21 protein-coding genes are annotated in these 16,671 nt (G+C 59.2%); 8 read left to right on the forward strand and 13 right to left on the reverse strand.

What is annotated here, in order from left to right; translation table 11 throughout:
* Positions 1-12 precede the first annotated feature (12 nt).
* Positions 13-384 carry a preQ(1) synthase gene (queF, locus tag LOC68_RS22625; RefSeq protein WP_230222958.1) on the reverse strand — a complete coding sequence of 124 codons (372 nt, stop codon included), beginning with the start codon at positions 382-384 and terminating at the stop codon, positions 13-15.
* Positions 385-478: 94 nt separating this feature from the next.
* On the opposite strand from queF, the gene LOC68_RS22630 reads away from it, so the two are divergent.
* The gene (locus LOC68_RS22630) at positions 479-1,165 is read left to right on the forward strand and encodes a 7-carboxy-7-deazaguanine synthase QueE (protein ID WP_230222960.1); all 687 of its coding nucleotides are present in this window, start codon (positions 479-481) and stop codon (positions 1,163-1,165) included.
* Positions 1,166-1,172: 7 nt separating this feature from the next.
* Here LOC68_RS22630 and LOC68_RS22635 read toward each other — a convergent pair whose 3' ends face one another.
* From LOC68_RS22635 to LOC68_RS22685, 11 genes are all read right to left on the reverse strand, one after another.
* Entirely contained in the window at positions 1,173-1,529 is a 357-nt protein-coding gene (locus tag LOC68_RS22635; protein ID WP_230222962.1) for an amidohydrolase, read from the reverse strand.
* Positions 1,530-1,535: 6 nt separating this feature from the next.
* Positions 1,536-2,114 carry a hypothetical protein gene (locus LOC68_RS22640; RefSeq protein WP_230222964.1) on the reverse strand — a complete coding sequence of 193 codons (579 nt, stop codon included), beginning with the start codon at positions 2,112-2,114 and terminating at the stop codon, positions 1,536-1,538.
* 97 nt (positions 2,115-2,211) lie between these two features.
* Entirely contained in the window at positions 2,212-2,988 is a 777-nt protein-coding gene (locus LOC68_RS22645) for a PIG-L deacetylase family protein (RefSeq protein WP_230222966.1), read from the reverse strand.
* 13 nt (positions 2,989-3,001) lie between these two features.
* Complete coding sequence (locus tag LOC68_RS22650; RefSeq protein ID WP_230222968.1) at positions 3,002-3,928, reverse strand: glucosamine-6-phosphate isomerase; 927 nt, start codon at positions 3,926-3,928, stop codon at positions 3,002-3,004.
* Positions 3,929-4,005: 77 nt separating this feature from the next.
* Complete coding sequence (locus LOC68_RS22655) at positions 4,006-4,701, reverse strand: hypothetical protein (RefSeq protein ID WP_230222970.1); 696 nt, start codon at positions 4,699-4,701, stop codon at positions 4,006-4,008.
* 41 nt (positions 4,702-4,742) lie between these two features.
* On the reverse strand, positions 4,743-5,435 hold the full coding sequence (locus LOC68_RS22660) for a hypothetical protein (RefSeq protein ID WP_230222971.1): 693 nt from the start codon (positions 5,433-5,435) through the stop codon (positions 4,743-4,745).
* 26 nt (positions 5,436-5,461) lie between these two features.
* Positions 5,462-6,133 carry a hypothetical protein gene (locus tag LOC68_RS22665; RefSeq protein ID WP_230222973.1) on the reverse strand — a complete coding sequence of 224 codons (672 nt, stop codon included), beginning with the start codon at positions 6,131-6,133 and terminating at the stop codon, positions 5,462-5,464.
* A 37-nt stretch (positions 6,134-6,170) separates the two neighbouring features.
* Positions 6,171-6,878 (reverse strand): hypothetical protein, encoded by a 708-nt coding sequence (locus LOC68_RS22670; protein ID WP_230222975.1) that lies wholly within the window; start codon positions 6,876-6,878, stop codon positions 6,171-6,173.
* Positions 6,862-7,587: a hypothetical protein gene (locus tag LOC68_RS22675; RefSeq protein WP_230222977.1), complete on the reverse strand. Its 726-nt coding sequence runs from the start codon at positions 7,585-7,587 to the stop codon at positions 6,862-6,864. Before LOC68_RS22675 ends, LOC68_RS22670 begins: the two co-directional genes overlap by 17 nt.
* Positions 7,584-8,309, reverse strand: coding sequence for a hypothetical protein (locus LOC68_RS22680; RefSeq protein WP_230222979.1), 726 nt, complete (start codon positions 8,307-8,309; stop codon positions 7,584-7,586). The genes LOC68_RS22675 and LOC68_RS22680 overlap by 4 nt, the downstream gene beginning before the upstream one ends.
* Positions 8,310-8,313: 4 nt before the next feature.
* Positions 8,314-9,006 carry a hypothetical protein gene (locus LOC68_RS22685; RefSeq protein ID WP_230222981.1) on the reverse strand — a complete coding sequence of 231 codons (693 nt, stop codon included), beginning with the start codon at positions 9,004-9,006 and terminating at the stop codon, positions 8,314-8,316.
* Between the two features lie 68 nt (positions 9,007-9,074).
* Between LOC68_RS22685 and LOC68_RS22690 the strand changes: the two genes are divergently transcribed.
* The 7 genes from LOC68_RS22690 (at position 9,075) to LOC68_RS22720 (ending at position 15,571) form a co-directional block, all read left to right on the forward strand.
* Positions 9,075-10,004, forward strand: coding sequence for a hypothetical protein (locus LOC68_RS22690; RefSeq protein WP_230222982.1), 930 nt, complete (start codon positions 9,075-9,077; stop codon positions 10,002-10,004).
* A 21-nt stretch (positions 10,005-10,025) separates the two neighbouring features.
* On the forward strand, positions 10,026-10,946 hold the full coding sequence (locus LOC68_RS22695; protein WP_230222984.1) for a hypothetical protein: 921 nt from the start codon (positions 10,026-10,028) through the stop codon (positions 10,944-10,946).
* Entirely contained in the window at positions 10,947-11,915 is a 969-nt protein-coding gene (locus LOC68_RS22700) for a hypothetical protein (RefSeq protein WP_230222986.1), read from the forward strand. It begins immediately after the preceding gene.
* 189 nt (positions 11,916-12,104) lie between these two features.
* The gene (locus LOC68_RS22705) at positions 12,105-12,992 is read left to right on the forward strand and encodes an MlaE family ABC transporter permease (RefSeq protein WP_255670759.1); all 888 of its coding nucleotides are present in this window, start codon (positions 12,105-12,107) and stop codon (positions 12,990-12,992) included.
* Between the two features lie 8 nt (positions 12,993-13,000).
* Positions 13,001-13,828, forward strand: a complete 828-nt coding sequence (locus tag LOC68_RS22710; protein ID WP_230222988.1) for an ABC transporter ATP-binding protein — start codon at positions 13,001-13,003, stop codon at positions 13,826-13,828.
* Positions 13,829-13,834: 6 nt separating this feature from the next.
* Complete coding sequence (locus tag LOC68_RS22715; RefSeq protein ID WP_230222990.1) at positions 13,835-14,911, forward strand: MlaD family protein; 1,077 nt, start codon at positions 13,835-13,837, stop codon at positions 14,909-14,911.
* Positions 14,912-15,037: 126 nt separating this feature from the next.
* Positions 15,038-15,571 (forward strand): hypothetical protein, encoded by a 534-nt coding sequence (locus tag LOC68_RS22720; protein WP_230222992.1) that lies wholly within the window; start codon positions 15,038-15,040, stop codon positions 15,569-15,571.
* Between the two features lie 14 nt (positions 15,572-15,585).
* Here LOC68_RS22720 and LOC68_RS22725 read toward each other — a convergent pair whose 3' ends face one another.
* Positions 15,586-16,473 carry a hypothetical protein gene (locus tag LOC68_RS22725; RefSeq protein WP_230222993.1) on the reverse strand — a complete coding sequence of 296 codons (888 nt, stop codon included), beginning with the start codon at positions 16,471-16,473 and terminating at the stop codon, positions 15,586-15,588.
* Between the last annotated feature and the right edge of the window lie 198 nt (positions 16,474-16,671).

A 16,671-nucleotide genomic window follows, 5' to 3' on the forward strand; every position in this document is an offset into this window, starting at 1 on the left:
CAGACCGCCTGACTATTCCTCTTCCGACGTCTCGGCGTAGTGCTCGACGGTGACGTTGGTGCTGATGCCGCCGCGGGGCGTGAAGCGAGCTTCCAGGTGCATCCAGCGGGGCGACAGGACGGCGACCAGGTCGTCGAGAATTCGGTTGGTGACGTTTTCGTAGAAGATTCCCTCGTTGCGGAAAGCCTGGAGGTACATCTTCAGGCTTTTCAGCTCGACGCACTTCGCTTCGGGAATATAGTTGAAGATCAGCGTGCCGAAGTCAGGCTGGCCCGTTTTGGGGCAAACCGACGTAAACTCGGGGCAGACGATTTCGATGTTGTAATCGCGCCCAGGGTTCTGATTTTCGAAAGTTTCTAGAATATCGCGAAACTGAGTCGCCATTTGCGCGTCACTCCTACTCGGTAAACTGGTATTTTGGCTTAACCGCCCCGCGACGAAAAGCGGGGCTTTGACCTTTTAGCGACAGTTCCTACGCGTGCGTATCGCCGAAATCTATCGTTCCGTCCAAGGCGAAGGGGCCCTTACCGGGGTCACCAGCACCTTCGTACGCGCCTCGGGCTGCAATCTCCGCTGCTGGTTTTGCGACACGCCTCACGCGTCGTGGCGGCCGGAAGGGGAGGATCTGTCGGTGGCTGAGATCTTGGGGCGGATCGCCCTGCTCGATTGCAGCCATGTCGTACTGACCGGGGGCGAGCCGATGTTGTTCGCCGAAATGATCCCGCTGTGCGAAGGAATCCACGCCGCTGGACGTCATATCACGATTGAGACGGCCGGAACGCTTTACCTGCCGCTGGCCTGCGATCTGATGTCGATCAGCCCGAAGATGTCGAACTCGGCCCCGGCGCCGGATGATTTTCCGCGGTGGCATCGTCGGCATGAGCAGACCCGCGTCGCGCCCGACGTGATCCGCCGGTTGATCGACGAGCACGCCTATCAGTTCAAGTTTGTGATCGATCGCCCGGCCGATGCGGAAGAGGCGCTGCGGTACTTGGATCGGTTCCCGCAGATTGATCGCGGCAGCGTCTACATGATGCCGCAAGGGACCGAAGTGAGCGAACTGGACGCCATTCGCGAGTGGCTGCAGCCGTGGTGCGATCAGCATCAATTGCAGTTTGGCCCGCGACGGCAGATTGAATGGTTCGGGGCGCTGCGCGGGACGTAATACCCTTCTATGCCAACAACCGTTCCAGTTCCGCGATCACCGTCTTGCAGCTGGCCGCGGCCATTTTGAAGTTGGTGTGGTCCGAGATCTCGGGCTGGATCTCTTGGAACAACTCGCCGGCGCGGCGGAGTTTGGAAAGCTTTTTCTTCGCCAGCTTGAGATAGGCGGCCGTATCGCCGCCTTCCAACGGGCCGCCGAGCGCGAGCATGTAGTCGTACAACGCACGCGCCACTTCCTGCAGTTCGTCGTCCTCTTCGGTTTCTTCCGCATGCTTCAGAAACGTGCGGACCATCCAGAGATGCGCGAGTTGGGCGTCGATCGCCTCCACGAGGCGTTGATCGCGGCTGTCGTCGTTCATCGTCATCGCTGGCTATTCGGCGGCCGGTTTGGTTTCGGCGTCGGCATGTGCGGCCGGCTTCTCGGGAGCCGAAGCGGCCCCATGGTCAGCCGTCGCAGCGTGAGCCGGTTTGCCGCGGGGAGCGAAGAAGAGGAGGGTAACCGCTCCGGCGATGATCATGATCAACCCGGCGTAGTAGATCGGATGCGCGTCTCCCCACAGACCCTTCGTCGTCATCGAGATGAAGGTGATGATGACCGGCGCCGTGCCGAAGACCAGCGGCATCACGATCCACGGCTTCGACAAGCTGCTGCCGGCGCTGAACGCCAGAATGATGCCGAGGGCGCCCAAGGTTCCGCAGACGCCGGCGGCGCTGCTCCAGCCGATGCCGCCGAAGCTCCAACCTTCCCACAGCTTGCCTTGCGAAGCGAGAATCGCGCCGGGGATGAGGATCGCGACGACGAAGTAGGCGAAGCCGACGCAGATCAGCGGTTTGAACGAGCCGCCGAGTCTCGCCTGGCCTTCATGCAGCACAGCGCCATACGAACCCCAGCAAATTGCCGTAAGCGCAACGCCGCACAACATGAACGCCAACTTTTCGAGACTTTCCATATCCGGCTCCCCGAACCCCAATTAATTGTTAGAACGACTATTCACGCTATTGTAACAGCCGCGTTTAGGGAAGGGCAGGGCGAACGGAATTGCGCGATTAGTAAGCTGGATTACGAAGTGCACGCTCGGCCAGCGCTGCGGACAGCGGATCGTCCCCTGGATCGCAGAATCCGGCGTACAGATGCCGGCGATATCCTTCGGCGAAGGCGAATTTTTCCGACAGCCCGCCGATCTGGCGATCCATGTTGCGGAGCGCCTCGAGATAGGAGCCCAGCCCCTGGCTTTTGTCGAGCCATTCCTTTTGGCTCTTGTGACAGGCCAGCATTTCGACCTTCCGCTCGACCAGGTCGGTCGTATCGACGAACAGCTCCGGCATCACCAGTTTGCCGAGCGGATCGCGGTTCTGGTAAGGCTGAGCGTGGTAGACCGTTACCTTTTGCCCGATGATCGGTCGCGGCGGATCGACCGGAAAGTTGGGAATGCCGCGGCTGAACGCGCCGGTTACCGCCAACCGAGCGACTTGCATGTGGTCTTCCATGTAGTCGCTGGGCGCGTGAGTCAGGATGATTTGCGGCTCGATCTCGCGGATGACCGAGGTGACTTTCGAGAGCAGCTCGAGGTTGTAAAAGACTTCCAGATCCGCGCAGAGCGGCGGATGGAAGGTGGCGCCGATCGATGCGGCGGCCGTTTTCGCTTCTTCCAGACGAATGCGGGCAGTCGTCTCGCGATCGGTTTCCAAGCTGCCGCAGCAGCCGTCGGCGATGTTCCAATAGTGGAGCTCGTACCCAACGTCGGCGAGCGCCATCAAGGCGCCCGCCATCATGAATTCGATGTCGTCTGGATGGGCCGCAACGGCCAGTACGGAACGAGTCATTGGCGCATCTGTTCTAGTGCATTTGAACCGTGCAGGTACCCAAGCCGCCGCGGAAGTAGTTGAAGCGGACGTTCGGGTGGTCGGCCAACAGCGACATCGGCACCGCCGAGTCCGGAATCTTCTTGGCGATCATCAGCGCCGTCAAGCGTTGGCCGAAAGGATTGTCGTGGGCGCCGGCTTGCCAGATCGAAACGCATTCCGACTTCCAGGTTTCTTTCGGTCCGACCGTCACGGCCGAAGTCGGCACTTCGGTCACCACGCCGCCGCCGCTGGTCCGTGCGTTTTGCATCACCGTGACCGGGTGCAGATCCACGACGCGAGTGCCGAGCTGGCGATATTCTTCTGGCGAAGGGGGAGCGTCGACGTAGGCGCCGGTTCGCGGGAAGGGATCGTTGAACGCCCAGTGCTTGGCGTCCCCTTGGCCCCCCTGCATCACCAAACAGCGGGCCAGGTCCCACGACGCGACGTACTCGCTGACGTCCGCCTTGGGGAAGTGAATGTTTTCTTTCGGCATGCGAAGTTCCGGCTTGATCCGATCGAACAGCATGTCGGTGTCAGCCTTGGCGAAGCCGAGCGGAAAATCAAACGGCACTTCCTTGCCGTCGATCACCCACTCGTCCATCCCCCAGAAGTGCGCGTGCTTCAGGTCGAGCTCCAGTTCGTTCACCAGGCGAGCGACCAGCGGCAGTTGTTCGGTCGGGCCGATCGGACCGCAGATGCCACACGGGTTGTCGGCGGTCGCCTGCTTCCAGGCGGTGATGTATTCAAGCGCTTCGGCCAGGTAGAAATCTTCGAGCGTGTCGTACATCCGCACCTCAAAGCCTTCGCGGGAGAACCCTTCGATGTCTTCCAGCGTCAGACGGGCGGCGTCGTCCAACAGTTCACGGTCGAGGGTAGTGAAGTCCCACCATTCGGGAGCGAGGATGCTGCGCGGTCGCATGTCAAAATCTCTCTTGGCGATAACAAGGAAGGGGAGTGGGGCGAGTCGCCCGATTGTGTCGCCGCCGGTGCGGCGTGTCAATCTTTGGAATGCGAAGTTCCTGGTGATTGTATAAAACCTGCCGCGTGTGTGCGCAAGATGGCTTCGACTTGCTCGCGCAGGTGGGGCGCTACTTTGATTCGGTAGGCGAAATAGGTTCCTACTTGCAGCACGTCAGGATAGAGTCGATCCCAGCGGGCGATGCTTAGTTTTTCCCAAGGAATGAACACTGGCCCCCAAACAAAGCCGTTTTCATGCAACCGCGGATGAGGCGGCGGCCAGATCGCATGAAAGACGCACATTGCCGCTACAAAAGCGAATACGCCAGGAAGGAAAGGGGACTTCGCAAGGAACGCCCGACCGGCTTGCGGAGGAGATGGCAGCAAGATGTAAAAGAGAACGATCCCGACGTTAAAAATAGTCATGAGACTCATGAATCCGCTAAACCCCAAGCTCTTTGTTAGCGAGGCGCGGTCACGAAGTTCGAGCAACAGCGTGCCGGCCCGCTTTTGAGCGTAATATCGCGGAATCAGTCCGAAGAGGCCAACGGCGAGAGCGCCGGCAGAGAAGCCGACGCCAGTCGCGGCGATCATCATCCAGCGTTGACGATCGAAGTCGCGCAGCAGCGGGGCGCTGATCGCAATCACGCCGGCCGCAATCGCCGTCACGATCAGCAAATGACGCAGGCGAAACTGCGGGCGGTGTTCGTTGTTGTTGGCGTCGTCAGGCGACATAAATTCAAGTTGGGATTGCGTGGTAATCGAATCGCAGATCATTACTCGGAAAAATCAGCGCTTCGGTTGTTGTCAAAAAGTGAACGGCGCTCGCGCAGAATCGCTTCGACTTGCTCGCGCTGATCGGCGCGAACCCGAATCTTTTTGTCGGGCGTGTAGCTCATCCGCAGGTAGAGCGGATCGAGCATTCCTCCCCGAATGATCTTCAAGCTTTGCCAGGGGACTAGATAGGCGCCCCACAACAATCCGTTTTCGCACAACTGCGGTTCGGCCGCCGGGACAAACAGATGCCCGACGAGAACTGCCAGGATGCCGAAGACGATTTCCATCTCGAACAAGCGATGCGACTGGAATGCAGAATTGGACAACGTGGCCCCCTCGTTCCAGAACGAAGCGAATCTCACGAAAACCCAAAAGGCGACCACGAAGACGCCCCCGCGTAAGCTGGCCCAATCGGTCAGCGTATAGCCGCCGCCGAACAGTGTAATCAGCGGCGTGCCCGCGTTTTTTCGCGTCAAGCGACGGGGAATGAGAATCCCAAAGTGGAATATTCCCGTCCCCAACGCGAGTCCTGCGCACGCCGCCCCCATCAACATCCACTGGTTGGCGTTCGCGACGCGCACAAACGGGGCGACGATCGCCATAATCACGCCGAGGATCACCATCGCAATCAACAGATGGCGAATGCGAAACTGCGGGCGGTTCTTGGGCGGCGGAGTTTCGGAGGTGGACATCGACGCAGACGTGCCCCGATCGGCGACTAGTGATGGGTTTCGTCAATAAAATCCAAACAGTACTTCTTTATGATCGCGGCGACTTTCGCCCGTTGGTTCCATTCGACCGGAAACTGCCAGAGAGTCGCTGCGCTGATTTCCAGAATCTGCGGGTTTCGACGACTCCAGCGAACGGTCAACTTCTCCCAAGGAGTAAAGAAGGCGCCCCAGAGGACCCCATTCTCGCGTAGCTGCGGATGGGGAAAGGGGAATATTCCGTAGCCGAAGACGAGCGTCGTCGCGATGAAGAGCGACGCGACCTGCAGCAGTTCGTAGTCGGTAGGAGGATAGGAGGTGAGAAAGCTGCGATTCCAAAGTCCGGAGAAAACCGTCAGCGTCGACATGGTCCAGCCAAAGAAGCTCAGACGAAGCAAGGCGATGAAGTTGCTCCAGCCGACGCTATTGTCCAGGTTCTGCAACAGTAGGCCGCTCCGCCGCTGCGCGATGTAGCGGGGAAAGAGCACGACAACGCAGAAGAGCACGCCGCCGAGAAGGATGCTGAGTAGCGCCGTGCCGATCAGCGTCCACTCGCCAGGGGTAAAATTGCGGGCCAGCGGCGCCATGATCCCCGCGATGACCGCCACCACCAACATCACGACCAGCAGGTGCACAATGTGAAACTGCGGTCCGGTCTCGGGGATTTCTTCGTGCGTTGACATGGGCCTGGTTGCGGCGGAGCGAAGTTGGGGGTGGTTGCTAGTCTACCGCAGCCGCTTCGTCGGCGGAAAATAAATTGGGGCAATACTCGCGCAGGATCGCCTCCACGCGTTCGCGATCTTCGGGCGGAACCGCTAGTTCCTCCACGCCATAAGAGCCGATTCTCAGCACGTCCGGTTTGAGCGAACTCCAGCGGGCGGTGGTCAGCTTTTCCCAGGGAGTAAGTTTCAGCTCGACCAGCAGACCCTTTTGGCGTAGCTGCGGTCGCAGTTTCGGGGCCGTGACGATGATTCCGATCGCAGCCATAGCGGCGGCGACTCCGGCGATCGGGAGCAAGTGAGAAAATTGCAGCGGAAACTTTTCGTAGGTCGGCGTTTGAAACAAAAATGCGATCAGAGAGATGGGAACGCCAAACAGCAGTGTGATCACTCCTTCGCAGCCGACGCCAACTGCCGTTTCCCAGACGACGCCGCCTGCCGCATTGTTTGGTGGGAGCTCAAGCAGGAGGTCGCCAGATCTGTTGCGAGCGACATAGCGAGGGTAATACGCAATCAAAACGCCGGCAGCGATTCCCAGGCAGAAGCCCCCGCTCACCGCCCCGATGATTAACCAATGGTTGCGATTGAAATCGACCACAAATGGGGCGATCAGCGTGAAGATGCCGGCAAAGATTGCAATCACCGCCAACAGACAGCCAAGATCAAACTGCGGCGGCTTGTCGCTTGGCGATTCAGTGGGATTCGGCATCGATCGGTTTCACGTCTGGCGGTAGCTTCCCGTTTTCCGCGGTCGATGATGGGGACCCGCCGCAACGATCTCCAAGAATCGATTCGATCTCTTCTCGTTGCTGAGGCAAAACGTCAATCGCCGCAACTTGCATTTGATGCGCGTAGATCAGCAGCTTGTCGGGGGCGACGCTGCTCCAATTCCAGTGGTCGATTTGTTCCCAGGCAAACCACTGAGCGCCGCCGAAATAGAGACCATTCTCATACAATCGCGTTGAGCTGTCGCGGCGGAGAAAGAAGCACGCTTGATAGGAAAGTTGCATCGGAATCAGGCACTGCATCAGAAACCAGGTGAAGAGGTCGGATTGCGGCAGGTGCTCGTGCGATTCGATTTGCAGCAGTCCAAAAAAGAAGAGACTCGCAGCGAGGAGGGCGCCCAGAAAGTAGTAAGCGATTTTTCCATACTTCGAACCGGACGTACGCACGCTGGCCAGTAAACGACCCGCGTTGCGCCGGATATGTTGATAACGGAGTTCGTACATAAGCAGATAGATGATGGCGCCGACCGCCACGCAGCCGACAAATCGCAAGAGGATCAGCCAGTCGGTCGCGGTCCATTGCCGCAGCCAGGGCGCCGCAATCGCCAAGGCGATCGCCGCTACGAAAACGACGACGCCGACGTGACGCAGTTGAAACTGCGGTCGCTTTTCGACGTTAGGCAGGTCGATCATGGTTGGACGTTTCCTTCACGAAAACGCTCCCCGGCGTTCAAGTTCGGCGAAGCGACCGGCTCCGCCACAATATAGGAGTTTATCTTACGCTGGAGTATGTTCTCTACCTGCGTGCAGTGGTTTGCCGAGACTGTCACGTCGGCGACGAGGGGACCGCCGATTCGGAGTTGATCGGGACTGGTCCGGCTCCAATAACAAGTGTCGACTTTCTCCCAGGGGGTGAAGACGGTTCCGATCAAGACGCCATACTCTCGCAGTTGGGGCCGTCTGGCGGCGAACAAAGCGTTGCAGAAACTGAGGGCGATGACCATGGTGAGAAACAGGGGTGAGACGAACTCGATGAGCGAATGACGGGCGTCGGCCGCTCGGTCGAGCGAAAAAAAATAGAGGACGTAAAGGAGCAGCGTCGACCACGCGAGCGCCGCTGAGACTTTCATGTCGCGGACGGTTTCACGCGACGCGTGAGCAGGAAACTCGAAGAGAAGCGGACCGCCGTTAATGCTCGCTTGATAGCGGGGAACGAGTACGATCGCCGCAAAGGAGAGAACGCCGAACGCAACGCCTGCGGCGCTGCAGCCAAGCGTCAACCATTGAACGAGGTTAAATTCGCGAAGCAGCGGCGCCGTCGCGGTCGCGATTACCGCCGCGATCGCCGTCGCGAGAATCAAATGCCAGATGCCGAACTGGAAACGCTCTTGTCGCTCCGACACTTCCGGTTTCATGCGACTATGCCTTGGGGGCAGACTGGCGCTCGGCCAGTACGGTACTGAGAACCTGGTCGACTTTCGGCCGATCGCGCGAACTGACCGGAACTTTGTAGATCGTTCCCCAGCCGATGAGCAGGACGTTTTGTTCGTGCGTGCTCCAGCGGCAGGTCTTGAGCTTGTTCCAGGGAGTATAGGTGAGGCCCAGGATGGCGCCGTTTCGCCGCATCTGCAGCAGGTCAAAGTCCCAGAGGCCGATGCAGATTAGGATCGTGGCGGCGGCCAGTAGCGGGAGGGTCATTTGCCAATTCAGGATGGTTGCATTGCCGTTTCCGGACAATGCGTCAAGATCTTCGAGGAAAGAGCGAATACTCATTTGCAGCAGGAAAAATCCGATAACAATGATCGCGTCATGATCCCACGCGGTGAACAACCGATTCCAGTCTCGGTTGAGTTCCTCCAAGAGCGGGCCCGCCTCCTTTTCGAGACGCCGCCGCCGCGATCCGTAGACGAAGACGAACGCCGCGAAGGCGATCGCCAGCGTGCCGAGATGGGCGGCGATCAGCGTCAGCTGCGCATTATTCAAGTCGTACAAATGAGAAGCGGAACTTCCCAGCAGAACTACCAGCAGCGAGATCAAGATCAAGAATCCGCGCGGGGTGACCAACGGCGCCGGCGTCTCGGTCAGTTCTTCCGCGATCGGTTCGTTTTCCACGTGGCGATTTCAAAGGTGTTACAATCGGGCGGTTCGCGAATCGTTAACTTAAACGGGGCGGCGTGATCATGCAAGAAAGCGGGGAGCGACCACCGATATCGCTGCGCAGTCGGCGCTGGGCGCTGCTGGTCGTTCTGACGGTCTTGTTCCTGGGCTTTGATTATTTGATGACCGGGCTCTGGCGATTGTCGGAAGGGCGTGAGATGGCGTTTCCGCAGGGCGCCTACGTCGGGCTGTTCGTCTTGCAGATCGATCTGATTGCGTTTTGGACGGCATTCGGTTTGGGGCGAATCGTCGTCCGGCTGCCCTGGGCGCTGTTGGCGATCACGCTCACTTATATCGCGCATCAAAAAGGCGCCTCGCGGTTTATCCCGTATGAGGTGCCCCCGTCCGAACAATTGGTGTTGGCTGGGATCTTGCTGTTTGGATGGTTGGCGGCGACGCTGAGCTTGCTCGGATATCGCCTGGTCACACGCAGGCGACTGACGCTTTCCGATCAGGCGACCGATTCCTCACGCAAGTTTCATTTGCAGCATCTGATTCTGGGGACGGCGCTATTCGGCGTGACTTTTGCGATGCTGAATTGGTTCGGGTATCCGGTGCCCGACGTATTTCACTTCGAGGGTCAACTTCTGTTCGCCCTGTCGGTCGCCGCGGTGGTGAACCTGGTCACGGTCATTCCGGCGATCGCCTGCGCCTTTCGGCTGTGGGAGAGTTGGCCTGCGCGGCATTTGATTCTAGCCGTGATTTGCCTGACGCTGACCGTCGTCGAAATAATCGTGCTGTGCGCTGTGCTAGGAATGCCCCCTGACTTCGCCCGGGCGTTTGCGTTTCTGGCGCTCATCAACTTCGTGCAGGGGTTTGGATTGTTCTGGACGCTATCGTGGTTTCGGCTGGCCGGTTACGACCTGCGCGTGGTTGACGGCGTTTTGAAGTCGGAAACGGAAGTCGAATCGCCGCCGCCAATCGATGCGGATCCATGGACGCAAGACGACTAGCGCAAGGACGAAGGACGCCCAATGGAACCGATTGCCAACCAGAATTCGGCGACCAACTTTGCGAAGCGGGGAACGCTGATCGCGCTGGCGATCGCGTTTTTGACGTTCGACTTACTGGCCGCGTCGATCTCGTGGTTGTCGAACAACGAGGGGCCCCCTTGGGCGCCGCTATTCGTGATCGGATTGGTCACCGTACAAATCAATTTGATCGCCTTCTGGACGGCAGTTGGACCGGGACGGATGGTGGTGCGGATTCCTTGGATGGTGCTGGCGATTACGTTGGCTTACGTCTGTTTGCACACCGGGGCGGAGCTCTTTTCAGGCGAAAGGATGCGGCAAGAGGAAAAGAGCTTGATCGCTGGGGTGATGTTGTTCGCCTGGTTGGCGGTCACGCTGACGCTGGTCGTCTATCGGGCGATTACGCGACGGCGGCTGATCCGCACGGATCAATCGAGTGCGTCGAGCGTCAAGTTCCATCTCCGGCACTTGATCGTTGGGACAGCGCTCTGCGGCGCCACGCTGGCCGTCTTGAAATGGGCCGGCTACCCAGTCTTTGGCGTCTTCGATCTCGATCGCAATTTTTATATTGGGGTTGGAATCGCGGCGGTCGTCAATCTGCTGATTACGATCCCCGTGATCCTCGCGGCGTTTCGCTGGTCCGCTCTCTGGTGGCGGAGAATCGTAACTTTGGTTTCGATTACCGTCGTCGTGACGACGTGCGAAGTCTTCATCTTCACCATGCTGGAGGGAATGGACGACCTGTGGCTAGTCTTGGCGATTTACCAGATGATGAACCTGACGCAATGTTTTGGTCTGTTGTTATCGCTGCTAGTGATTCGTTACGCGGGATATGAACTGCAGGTTGCGGATGGCGCCCGCGATGCGGCGACGGATGAATCGCCGGTTGCGGTCGTTGCCGATCCTTGGACGGAAGAGGGCTAAGTGAACGAACCGGAAAACTGGCTGGCGGCCGCAGGGGAAACGCCGGAGACGGCGCCGACGGGGCAACTCGCGTCTTTGCGGACGAGGATTGGGTTGTTCGCCTTGCTGGCGATCGGATTTGGGGTCGTCGATCTAATCTATTACCCGCTCATGTTTTTCGTCGGCTCGGGGCCCCTCTTCGTCTTCAACGCCGCCATTAGCGCGGCGATCGGCGTGCAGATCGATTTGATCGCATTGTGGACGGCGCTGGGGCCCGGACGGATGATCGTGCGGTTGCCGACCGCCTGCTTGGCGTTGATGGGTTCGTACGTCTTGTTGAATACGGGCCGCATGTTGCGGTGGGGCTTGGAGACGCTGCAAGAACTGGAGGCGATGACGGCGGCGAATCTCGTTTTAGGTTGGCTGGCGGCCACGATGGCGATCTTCACGTTTCGCAGCGTCACGCGGCTGCGACTCGCCTATGGCGACAATCCGGTCTCTTCTTCTTCCACGTTTCATCTCCATCATTTGGTTATCGGGACGGCGATTGCCGGCGTGACGCTGGCGCTATTCAACGTGTATGGTTCGCCAGGCGGGGCCGAGAACTTGCTGAATGTGATTTATATTTCTCGTTGGTGCATCGTACTGTTCCTTAACCAGGCGATTCTGCTGTTCGCGATCGCCGCCGCGTTTCTGTGGAGCGGATCGTGGGGGCGTCGCTTGCTCAAACTGCTCGGAATCGGCGTGGCGATCAGTATCGCTAATGTGATGGTGTTTCTAGCGTTTGATGGTCTGCGCGGTCCGTCGATATTCATTTTGCATCCCCTCTTGGCGGGCGTCTCGCACTGCATGGGGTTGATGGTCGTCTTGTCGCTGATTCGCGGGTTGGGATACGAACTGCGCGTGGTCGACAGCGTCGCGTCCGCCGTCCCGAAGGCGCCGATCGTCGCAGCCGATCCCTGGTCGGAAGAGGAGGCCGAAGCCCGCTAGCACCGCTGTCGCTGCGCGTGAATTACAACCGTTTCACGCTCTATTTCAGGCGCCGCGGGCAAACCTTCGCCAACCGGCGTAGCTTTCCTCAAGCTGATCGCGGGGGGACGTCGAAGTTATTTTTGATCCCCCGAGGTGCGCGCGCATTTCGACTGTAGCTAGCACGCATTCGTCCCCCCGAATATTGCGATGGCGACCGGAACAGCAGACAACAACTCGAACCCTTCGCCGAAGCCGCGGCATTTGACGTGGCTCGAAGAGGCGTTTTTCAATTGGATCGCCGATTGGGGAACGCTCGGCATTGAGTTCACGATTGCGGTGGGGGACATGTCCCTCTTCAGCTTGCGGACGATGAAGTGGCTCTTCAATCGGCTGCCGAAGCGAGAGACGCTGGTCCCCAACTTTTACCAGGTAGGCGTGATGAGTCTGCCGGTGGTGGCGCTGACCGGGACGTTCATCGGGATGGTGCTCGCCGTGCAAAGCTACTTCCAGTTTCGCCAACTGGGACTGGAAACGCGATTGGGCGCCGTGATCAACATGACGCTGGTTCGCGAACTGGGCCCGGTGTTGGCCGCGACGATGCTGGCCGGTCGCGTCGGCAGCGCCATGGCGGCCGAACTGGGGACGATGCGAGTTACCGAACAAATTGACGCGCTCGACAGTATGGGAACCAACCCGATTCATTATCTGGTGGTCCCCCGATTTCTGGCGTGCGTGATATTGATACCGGCGTTGACCGTGATGGCCGACTTCATGGGGTTTGTCGGCGGCTACTTTTACTCGGTCAATATCCTGGGGATCGATCAGCACTACTACATGTACAACTCCGAGCAGTTCGTGCAGTCGTGGGATATTTTCTATGGTCTAATTAAAAGCGTCTTCTTCGGCGGGACGATCGCCCTGGTGAGCTGCCACCGCGGCTTCCATTGCGAGCCGGGCGCCGAAGGGGTCGGCCGAGCGGCGACCGCCGCGTTCGTTTATTCGTTTGTGTTTATTTTGGCGATCGACTTGGCGTTGGGGATTTCGCTCGATTCGCTGCACGACTGGTTTTGGCCGGATCATAAAATTACGTTTTGAGGTTACGCTTGCACGCCCGCTTGGAAGACGAACGCGCTGATCCGATTCTGGATGTCGACTCGCTGCATGTGCAGTTCGGCAGTCAGACGGTGCTGCGCGACATCTCCATCAAGGTTCCGCGGGGGCAGACGTTGGCGATCATCGGCGAAAGCGGTTGCGGCAAGACGGTGCTGCTGAAGACGTTGATCGCCCTGATTCGCCCAACCGAAGGGACGGTCACCTTCGACGGCCAAGACCTGCACATGATTTCGGAACGGGAACTGACCAAGCAGCGAATCCGCTACGGGTTCGTCTTCCAGGGCGCCGCCTTGTTCGACAGCATGACGATCGGCCAGAACGTCGCCTTTCCGCTGAAACAACATACGAACAAGCCGATCGAAGAGATCCGCCAGATTGTGTTCGGTTTGCTCGCCGACGTCGGTTTGCCGGACTCGATCGTCTGGAAGAAGCCGGCCGAACTGTCCGGAGGGATGCAGAAGCGAGTCGGTCTGGCTCGTTCGCTCGCCTTGACGCCGGAAGTGATGCTCTATGACGAACCGACGACCGGGCTCGACCCGATTATGAGCGACGTCATCAACGAGTTGATCCTGCGAACCCGTTCGCGCTATCCGGTCACCAGCATTGTGGTGACGCACGACATGCGGACCGCCCGGAAGACGGCCGACCGCGTGATCATGCTTTATCCTGCGGCGCGACTGAAGGGAGACGAGCCGCAGATTTTGTACGACGGTCCGCCGGAAGGGCTGGACGAATGTAAAGATCGCCGCGTGACGCAGTTTATCCACGGCGAGGCCGGGGAGCGTCTGATGGAAATGCGCGAAGCGGCGAGGGCGTAAGGCGACATGGACGATCGCATCCTACAATTTCGCGTTGGAGTCGTCATGCTGGCGGCGATCATGATCGCCGGCATCCTCCTCTTTTTGCTCGGCGAGTTCCCGACCCTCGTCACCGATCGCAATACGCTCTACGTCGTCTTTGATCAGGCGCCCGGCGTGACGGTCGATACGCCGGTCCGCACTTCGGGCATCTTGATCGGCCGCGTCAGCGACGTCGCGCTGCAAGAAGATCGCGACGTGCTGGTGACGCTGAAGATTGATCGCAAGTACATGCCGCGGTCGAACGAAGTCTGCCGCATCTCGTCCGGCTCGATTCTAGGCGACGCGCTGCTCGAGTTCGTCCCTGGCGAACGACCGACGCAAGAGGTGACCGTCCTGTCGGACAAGGCGGTGATCGAAGGGCTGGTCGGCAACAATCCGCTCGACGTGCTGGTCAACCTGGAAGACAAGTTGATCGGGACTCTCTCGACGATGGACAACGCCGGCAAGGAAGTCGGCACGCTCGCCCACAACGCGAATCAGACGCTGGTCAACAACCAGGATCGTTTCCAGCGGATCATGGAAAAGTCGGAATTGGCGCTCGATCGGTTTGATAATGCGATGATCGCGGTCAACGAACTGGTCGCCGACAAAGAGTTGAACGCGCGGCTGCATGAAGCGCTGCAAGGCTTGCCGGAAACGCTCAACGAATCGCGCGACTTGATCGAGCGGATGAAGGGGGTTGTCGAAAAAGCGGATACCAACCTCGAAAACCTGGAAGGGTTTACCGAGCCGCTCGGCGCTCGCGGCGAACAGCTGATCGCCAATCTCGAAACGAGCACCGAGAACCTGAGCGACATGATCGAGCAGTTGGCGCGTCTGGCTCGCGCCGCCAACAATCCGGACGGCACGCTTGGTCAGTTGATGACCAATCCGGAACTTTATCAGCGGTTGAACATGGCGGCGGATAACGTGCAAGAGATCTCGACCAAGCTGAAGCCGATCATCAACGACGTCCGCGTCTTCACCGACAAGATCGCCCGCGACCCGCGGATCTTGGGCGTGAAGGGGGCGCTGAATCGGAATCAGTCGGGGATTAAGTAGTTTTCCTGGCGCCCCGGATCCCCGTGGGAATCAATTAGGTTTCCCTTCGCCGTTCGGCTACGATGTCGTAAGGAAACGCCGCTTTGGGCGGCGGACAGCGCACGGCCTTTCGCGAGAGGGTATGTCATGCGTCGCGTTTCGCAAATCGCCCTGGCTTCGTTTGTTTCGTTTGCCGCGGTTTTGTTCGGTGCGTGCTCCTCTCAATCCTCCGTTACGTCAGGGCCTGCGGGGGAAGGGGCGGATCTGCCGGGCGCGGCAGAGGAGGCGGCTATCGATCCTCCGGTAGCTGCGGAGGTCCCAGTGGCGGTTCCCGACGATTCTCAGCAATTGCAGGAGTTGCTCAAACGTCGGGTGCAACACCTTTCCAGGGGCTCCAAGATGCTCGAAAATCAATACGAGGGAGGAATCGTCCCGATGGAGCGGTTGCTCGAAGCGCGCGAGAAACTCACGGAGGCGGAGATCGAAGCGGCGGAGACTCCTGAGGCGCGCGTGGCGGCGCTGGAGAAGCTTTTGGTGTTAGCAAAACAAGATGCGGACGTCGCGAAGACGAAATTTGAAAGTGGGACCGCTTCGTCGGTGGACATGGAGTTGGCGCTGGCGGCGGCGACGACGGTCGAAATCAAATTGCTTCTGGCGAAACGAGAATTGAAGGCTCCCTAACGGCGAAGGGATTTCTAATTCCGATAGTCGACGTGACAAGCGTTGCACGACTTTTTGAGCTTCGCCAGGTCGTCGCTCAGCCCGGTCGTCGCGCCGCTCTTCAGTTTCGCTTCGATCGACGTCGCAACGACTTCCGACGCTTTCAGCAGTTGGCGGAACTTCAGGTCGTACTTGTCGGCCGGCAGCAGCCTTCCCATCTCGTAAAAACCTTCCCGCATCAGCAGCGCTTCGCCGGTAGGCGTTAGATCGGGATGGTCGGCCGGCGTCTGCCAATTCGCTTTGTCGATCAGGACCAGGTTGTCGTAGACCCGGTCAATGTTCGCCATCGCGGCGGCGAGCGATTCAACTTCGGCCGTTTCGACCAGCATCGGCCGAGGGATGTTGGCGGAGATCGGTTGGAACTCGTGGACGTTTTTCCAAAGCCCGGTGTAGTCGCCGCTGGTGCCCGCCTGATGCATGAACGCTTCGGCCTGGGCGGTGGTGAGCGAGCCTTCGGCGAGACAGGCGATCGCGACTCCGGCCGGGCCGCGATGTTTGCCGTGATGGCAGTGGAAGTAGATCTGGCCGGGATACTGCTTCATCACTTCGGCGAGCTGCAGTTGGGCCTCTCTCGGCACCCCGTCGTAGCCGAACGGAATGTGGACGTACTTGATGCCATGCTTTTTCGCTTCGGCGACGTCGGGCTTGGCGCCGTCGACCGAGACGACCACTTTGATCCCGATTTTCTCCAGCGACTCAAACCCTTCGGCGCCATGCGGCTGACTGCCGCTGAAGACGCGCGGCGTCACTTGAAACAGATTGTGGACCCCAGGCGGATCGACCTGTTTGGCGGCGGGACCTGCCGGCGGCGTCGGATCTGCAGCAAGCAGAATCGGCAACAGCAGCAGCGGAGCAAGTTGCATGACGAGAGTCTCGGCCGGAAAAGTATTAAGCTTGCGAACATTCTAGCCGGGACGCGCAGACCGTGCCAGTAAAAGGTGGCCCGAGAATCGTAGGGTGGGTGGAGCAAGTGCAGAAAGGGAAGTTTGCGCGTTTGACGTCGGCGGCTTGGACAGAGAGCGTCCTACATTAGCCCGCAGCGCAAGCGAGGGAATGGGGGC

This window comes from Blastopirellula sediminis, from assembly GCF_020966755.1.
Classification (GTDB): domain Bacteria; phylum Planctomycetota; class Planctomycetia; order Pirellulales; family Pirellulaceae; genus Blastopirellula; species Blastopirellula sediminis.

Excerpts from the sequence above, each read along its gene's own strand:
- LOC68_RS22705 (WP_255670759.1), top strand. The coding sequence starts at position 12,105 with ATGGCGACCGGAACAGCAGACAACAACTCGAACCCTTCGCCGAAGCCG.
- LOC68_RS22680 (WP_230222979.1), bottom strand. The coding sequence starts at position 8,309 with ATGAAACCGGAAGTGTCGGAGCGACAAGAGCGTTTCCAGTTCGGCATC.
- LOC68_RS22715 (WP_230222990.1), top strand. The coding sequence starts at position 13,835 with ATGGACGATCGCATCCTACAATTTCGCGTTGGAGTCGTCATGCTGGCG.
- LOC68_RS22655 (WP_230222970.1), bottom strand. The coding sequence starts at position 4,701 with ATGTCGCCTGACGACGCCAACAACAACGAACACCGCCCGCAGTTTCGC.
- LOC68_RS22690 (WP_230222982.1), top strand. The coding sequence starts at position 9,075 with ATGCAAGAAAGCGGGGAGCGACCACCGATATCGCTGCGCAGTCGGCGC.
- LOC68_RS22660 (WP_230222971.1), bottom strand. The coding sequence starts at position 5,435 with ATGTCCACCTCCGAAACTCCGCCGCCCAAGAACCGCCCGCAGTTTCGC.
- LOC68_RS22725 (WP_230222993.1), bottom strand. The coding sequence starts at position 16,473 with ATGCAACTTGCTCCGCTGCTGCTGTTGCCGATTCTGCTTGCTGCAGAT.
- LOC68_RS22670 (WP_230222975.1), bottom strand. The coding sequence starts at position 6,878 with ATGCCGAATCCCACTGAATCGCCAAGCGACAAGCCGCCGCAGTTTGAT.
- LOC68_RS22650 (WP_230222968.1), bottom strand. The coding sequence starts at position 3,928 with ATGCGACCGCGCAGCATCCTCGCTCCCGAATGGTGGGACTTCACTACC.
- LOC68_RS22675 (WP_230222977.1), bottom strand. The coding sequence starts at position 7,587 with ATGATCGACCTGCCTAACGTCGAAAAGCGACCGCAGTTTCAACTGCGT.
- LOC68_RS22665 (WP_230222973.1), bottom strand. The coding sequence starts at position 6,133 with ATGTCAACGCACGAAGAAATCCCCGAGACCGGACCGCAGTTTCACATT.
- queF (WP_230222958.1), bottom strand. The coding sequence starts at position 384 with ATGGCGACTCAGTTTCGCGATATTCTAGAAACTTTCGAAAATCAGAAC.
- LOC68_RS22640 (WP_230222964.1), bottom strand. The coding sequence starts at position 2,114 with ATGGAAAGTCTCGAAAAGTTGGCGTTCATGTTGTGCGGCGTTGCGCTT.
- LOC68_RS22645 (WP_230222966.1), bottom strand. The coding sequence starts at position 2,988 with ATGACTCGTTCCGTACTGGCCGTTGCGGCCCATCCAGACGACATCGAA.
- LOC68_RS22720 (WP_230222992.1), top strand. The coding sequence starts at position 15,038 with ATGCGTCGCGTTTCGCAAATCGCCCTGGCTTCGTTTGTTTCGTTTGCC.
- LOC68_RS22695 (WP_230222984.1), top strand. The coding sequence starts at position 10,026 with ATGGAACCGATTGCCAACCAGAATTCGGCGACCAACTTTGCGAAGCGG.
- LOC68_RS22635 (WP_230222962.1), bottom strand. The coding sequence starts at position 1,529 with ATGACGATGAACGACGACAGCCGCGATCAACGCCTCGTGGAGGCGATC.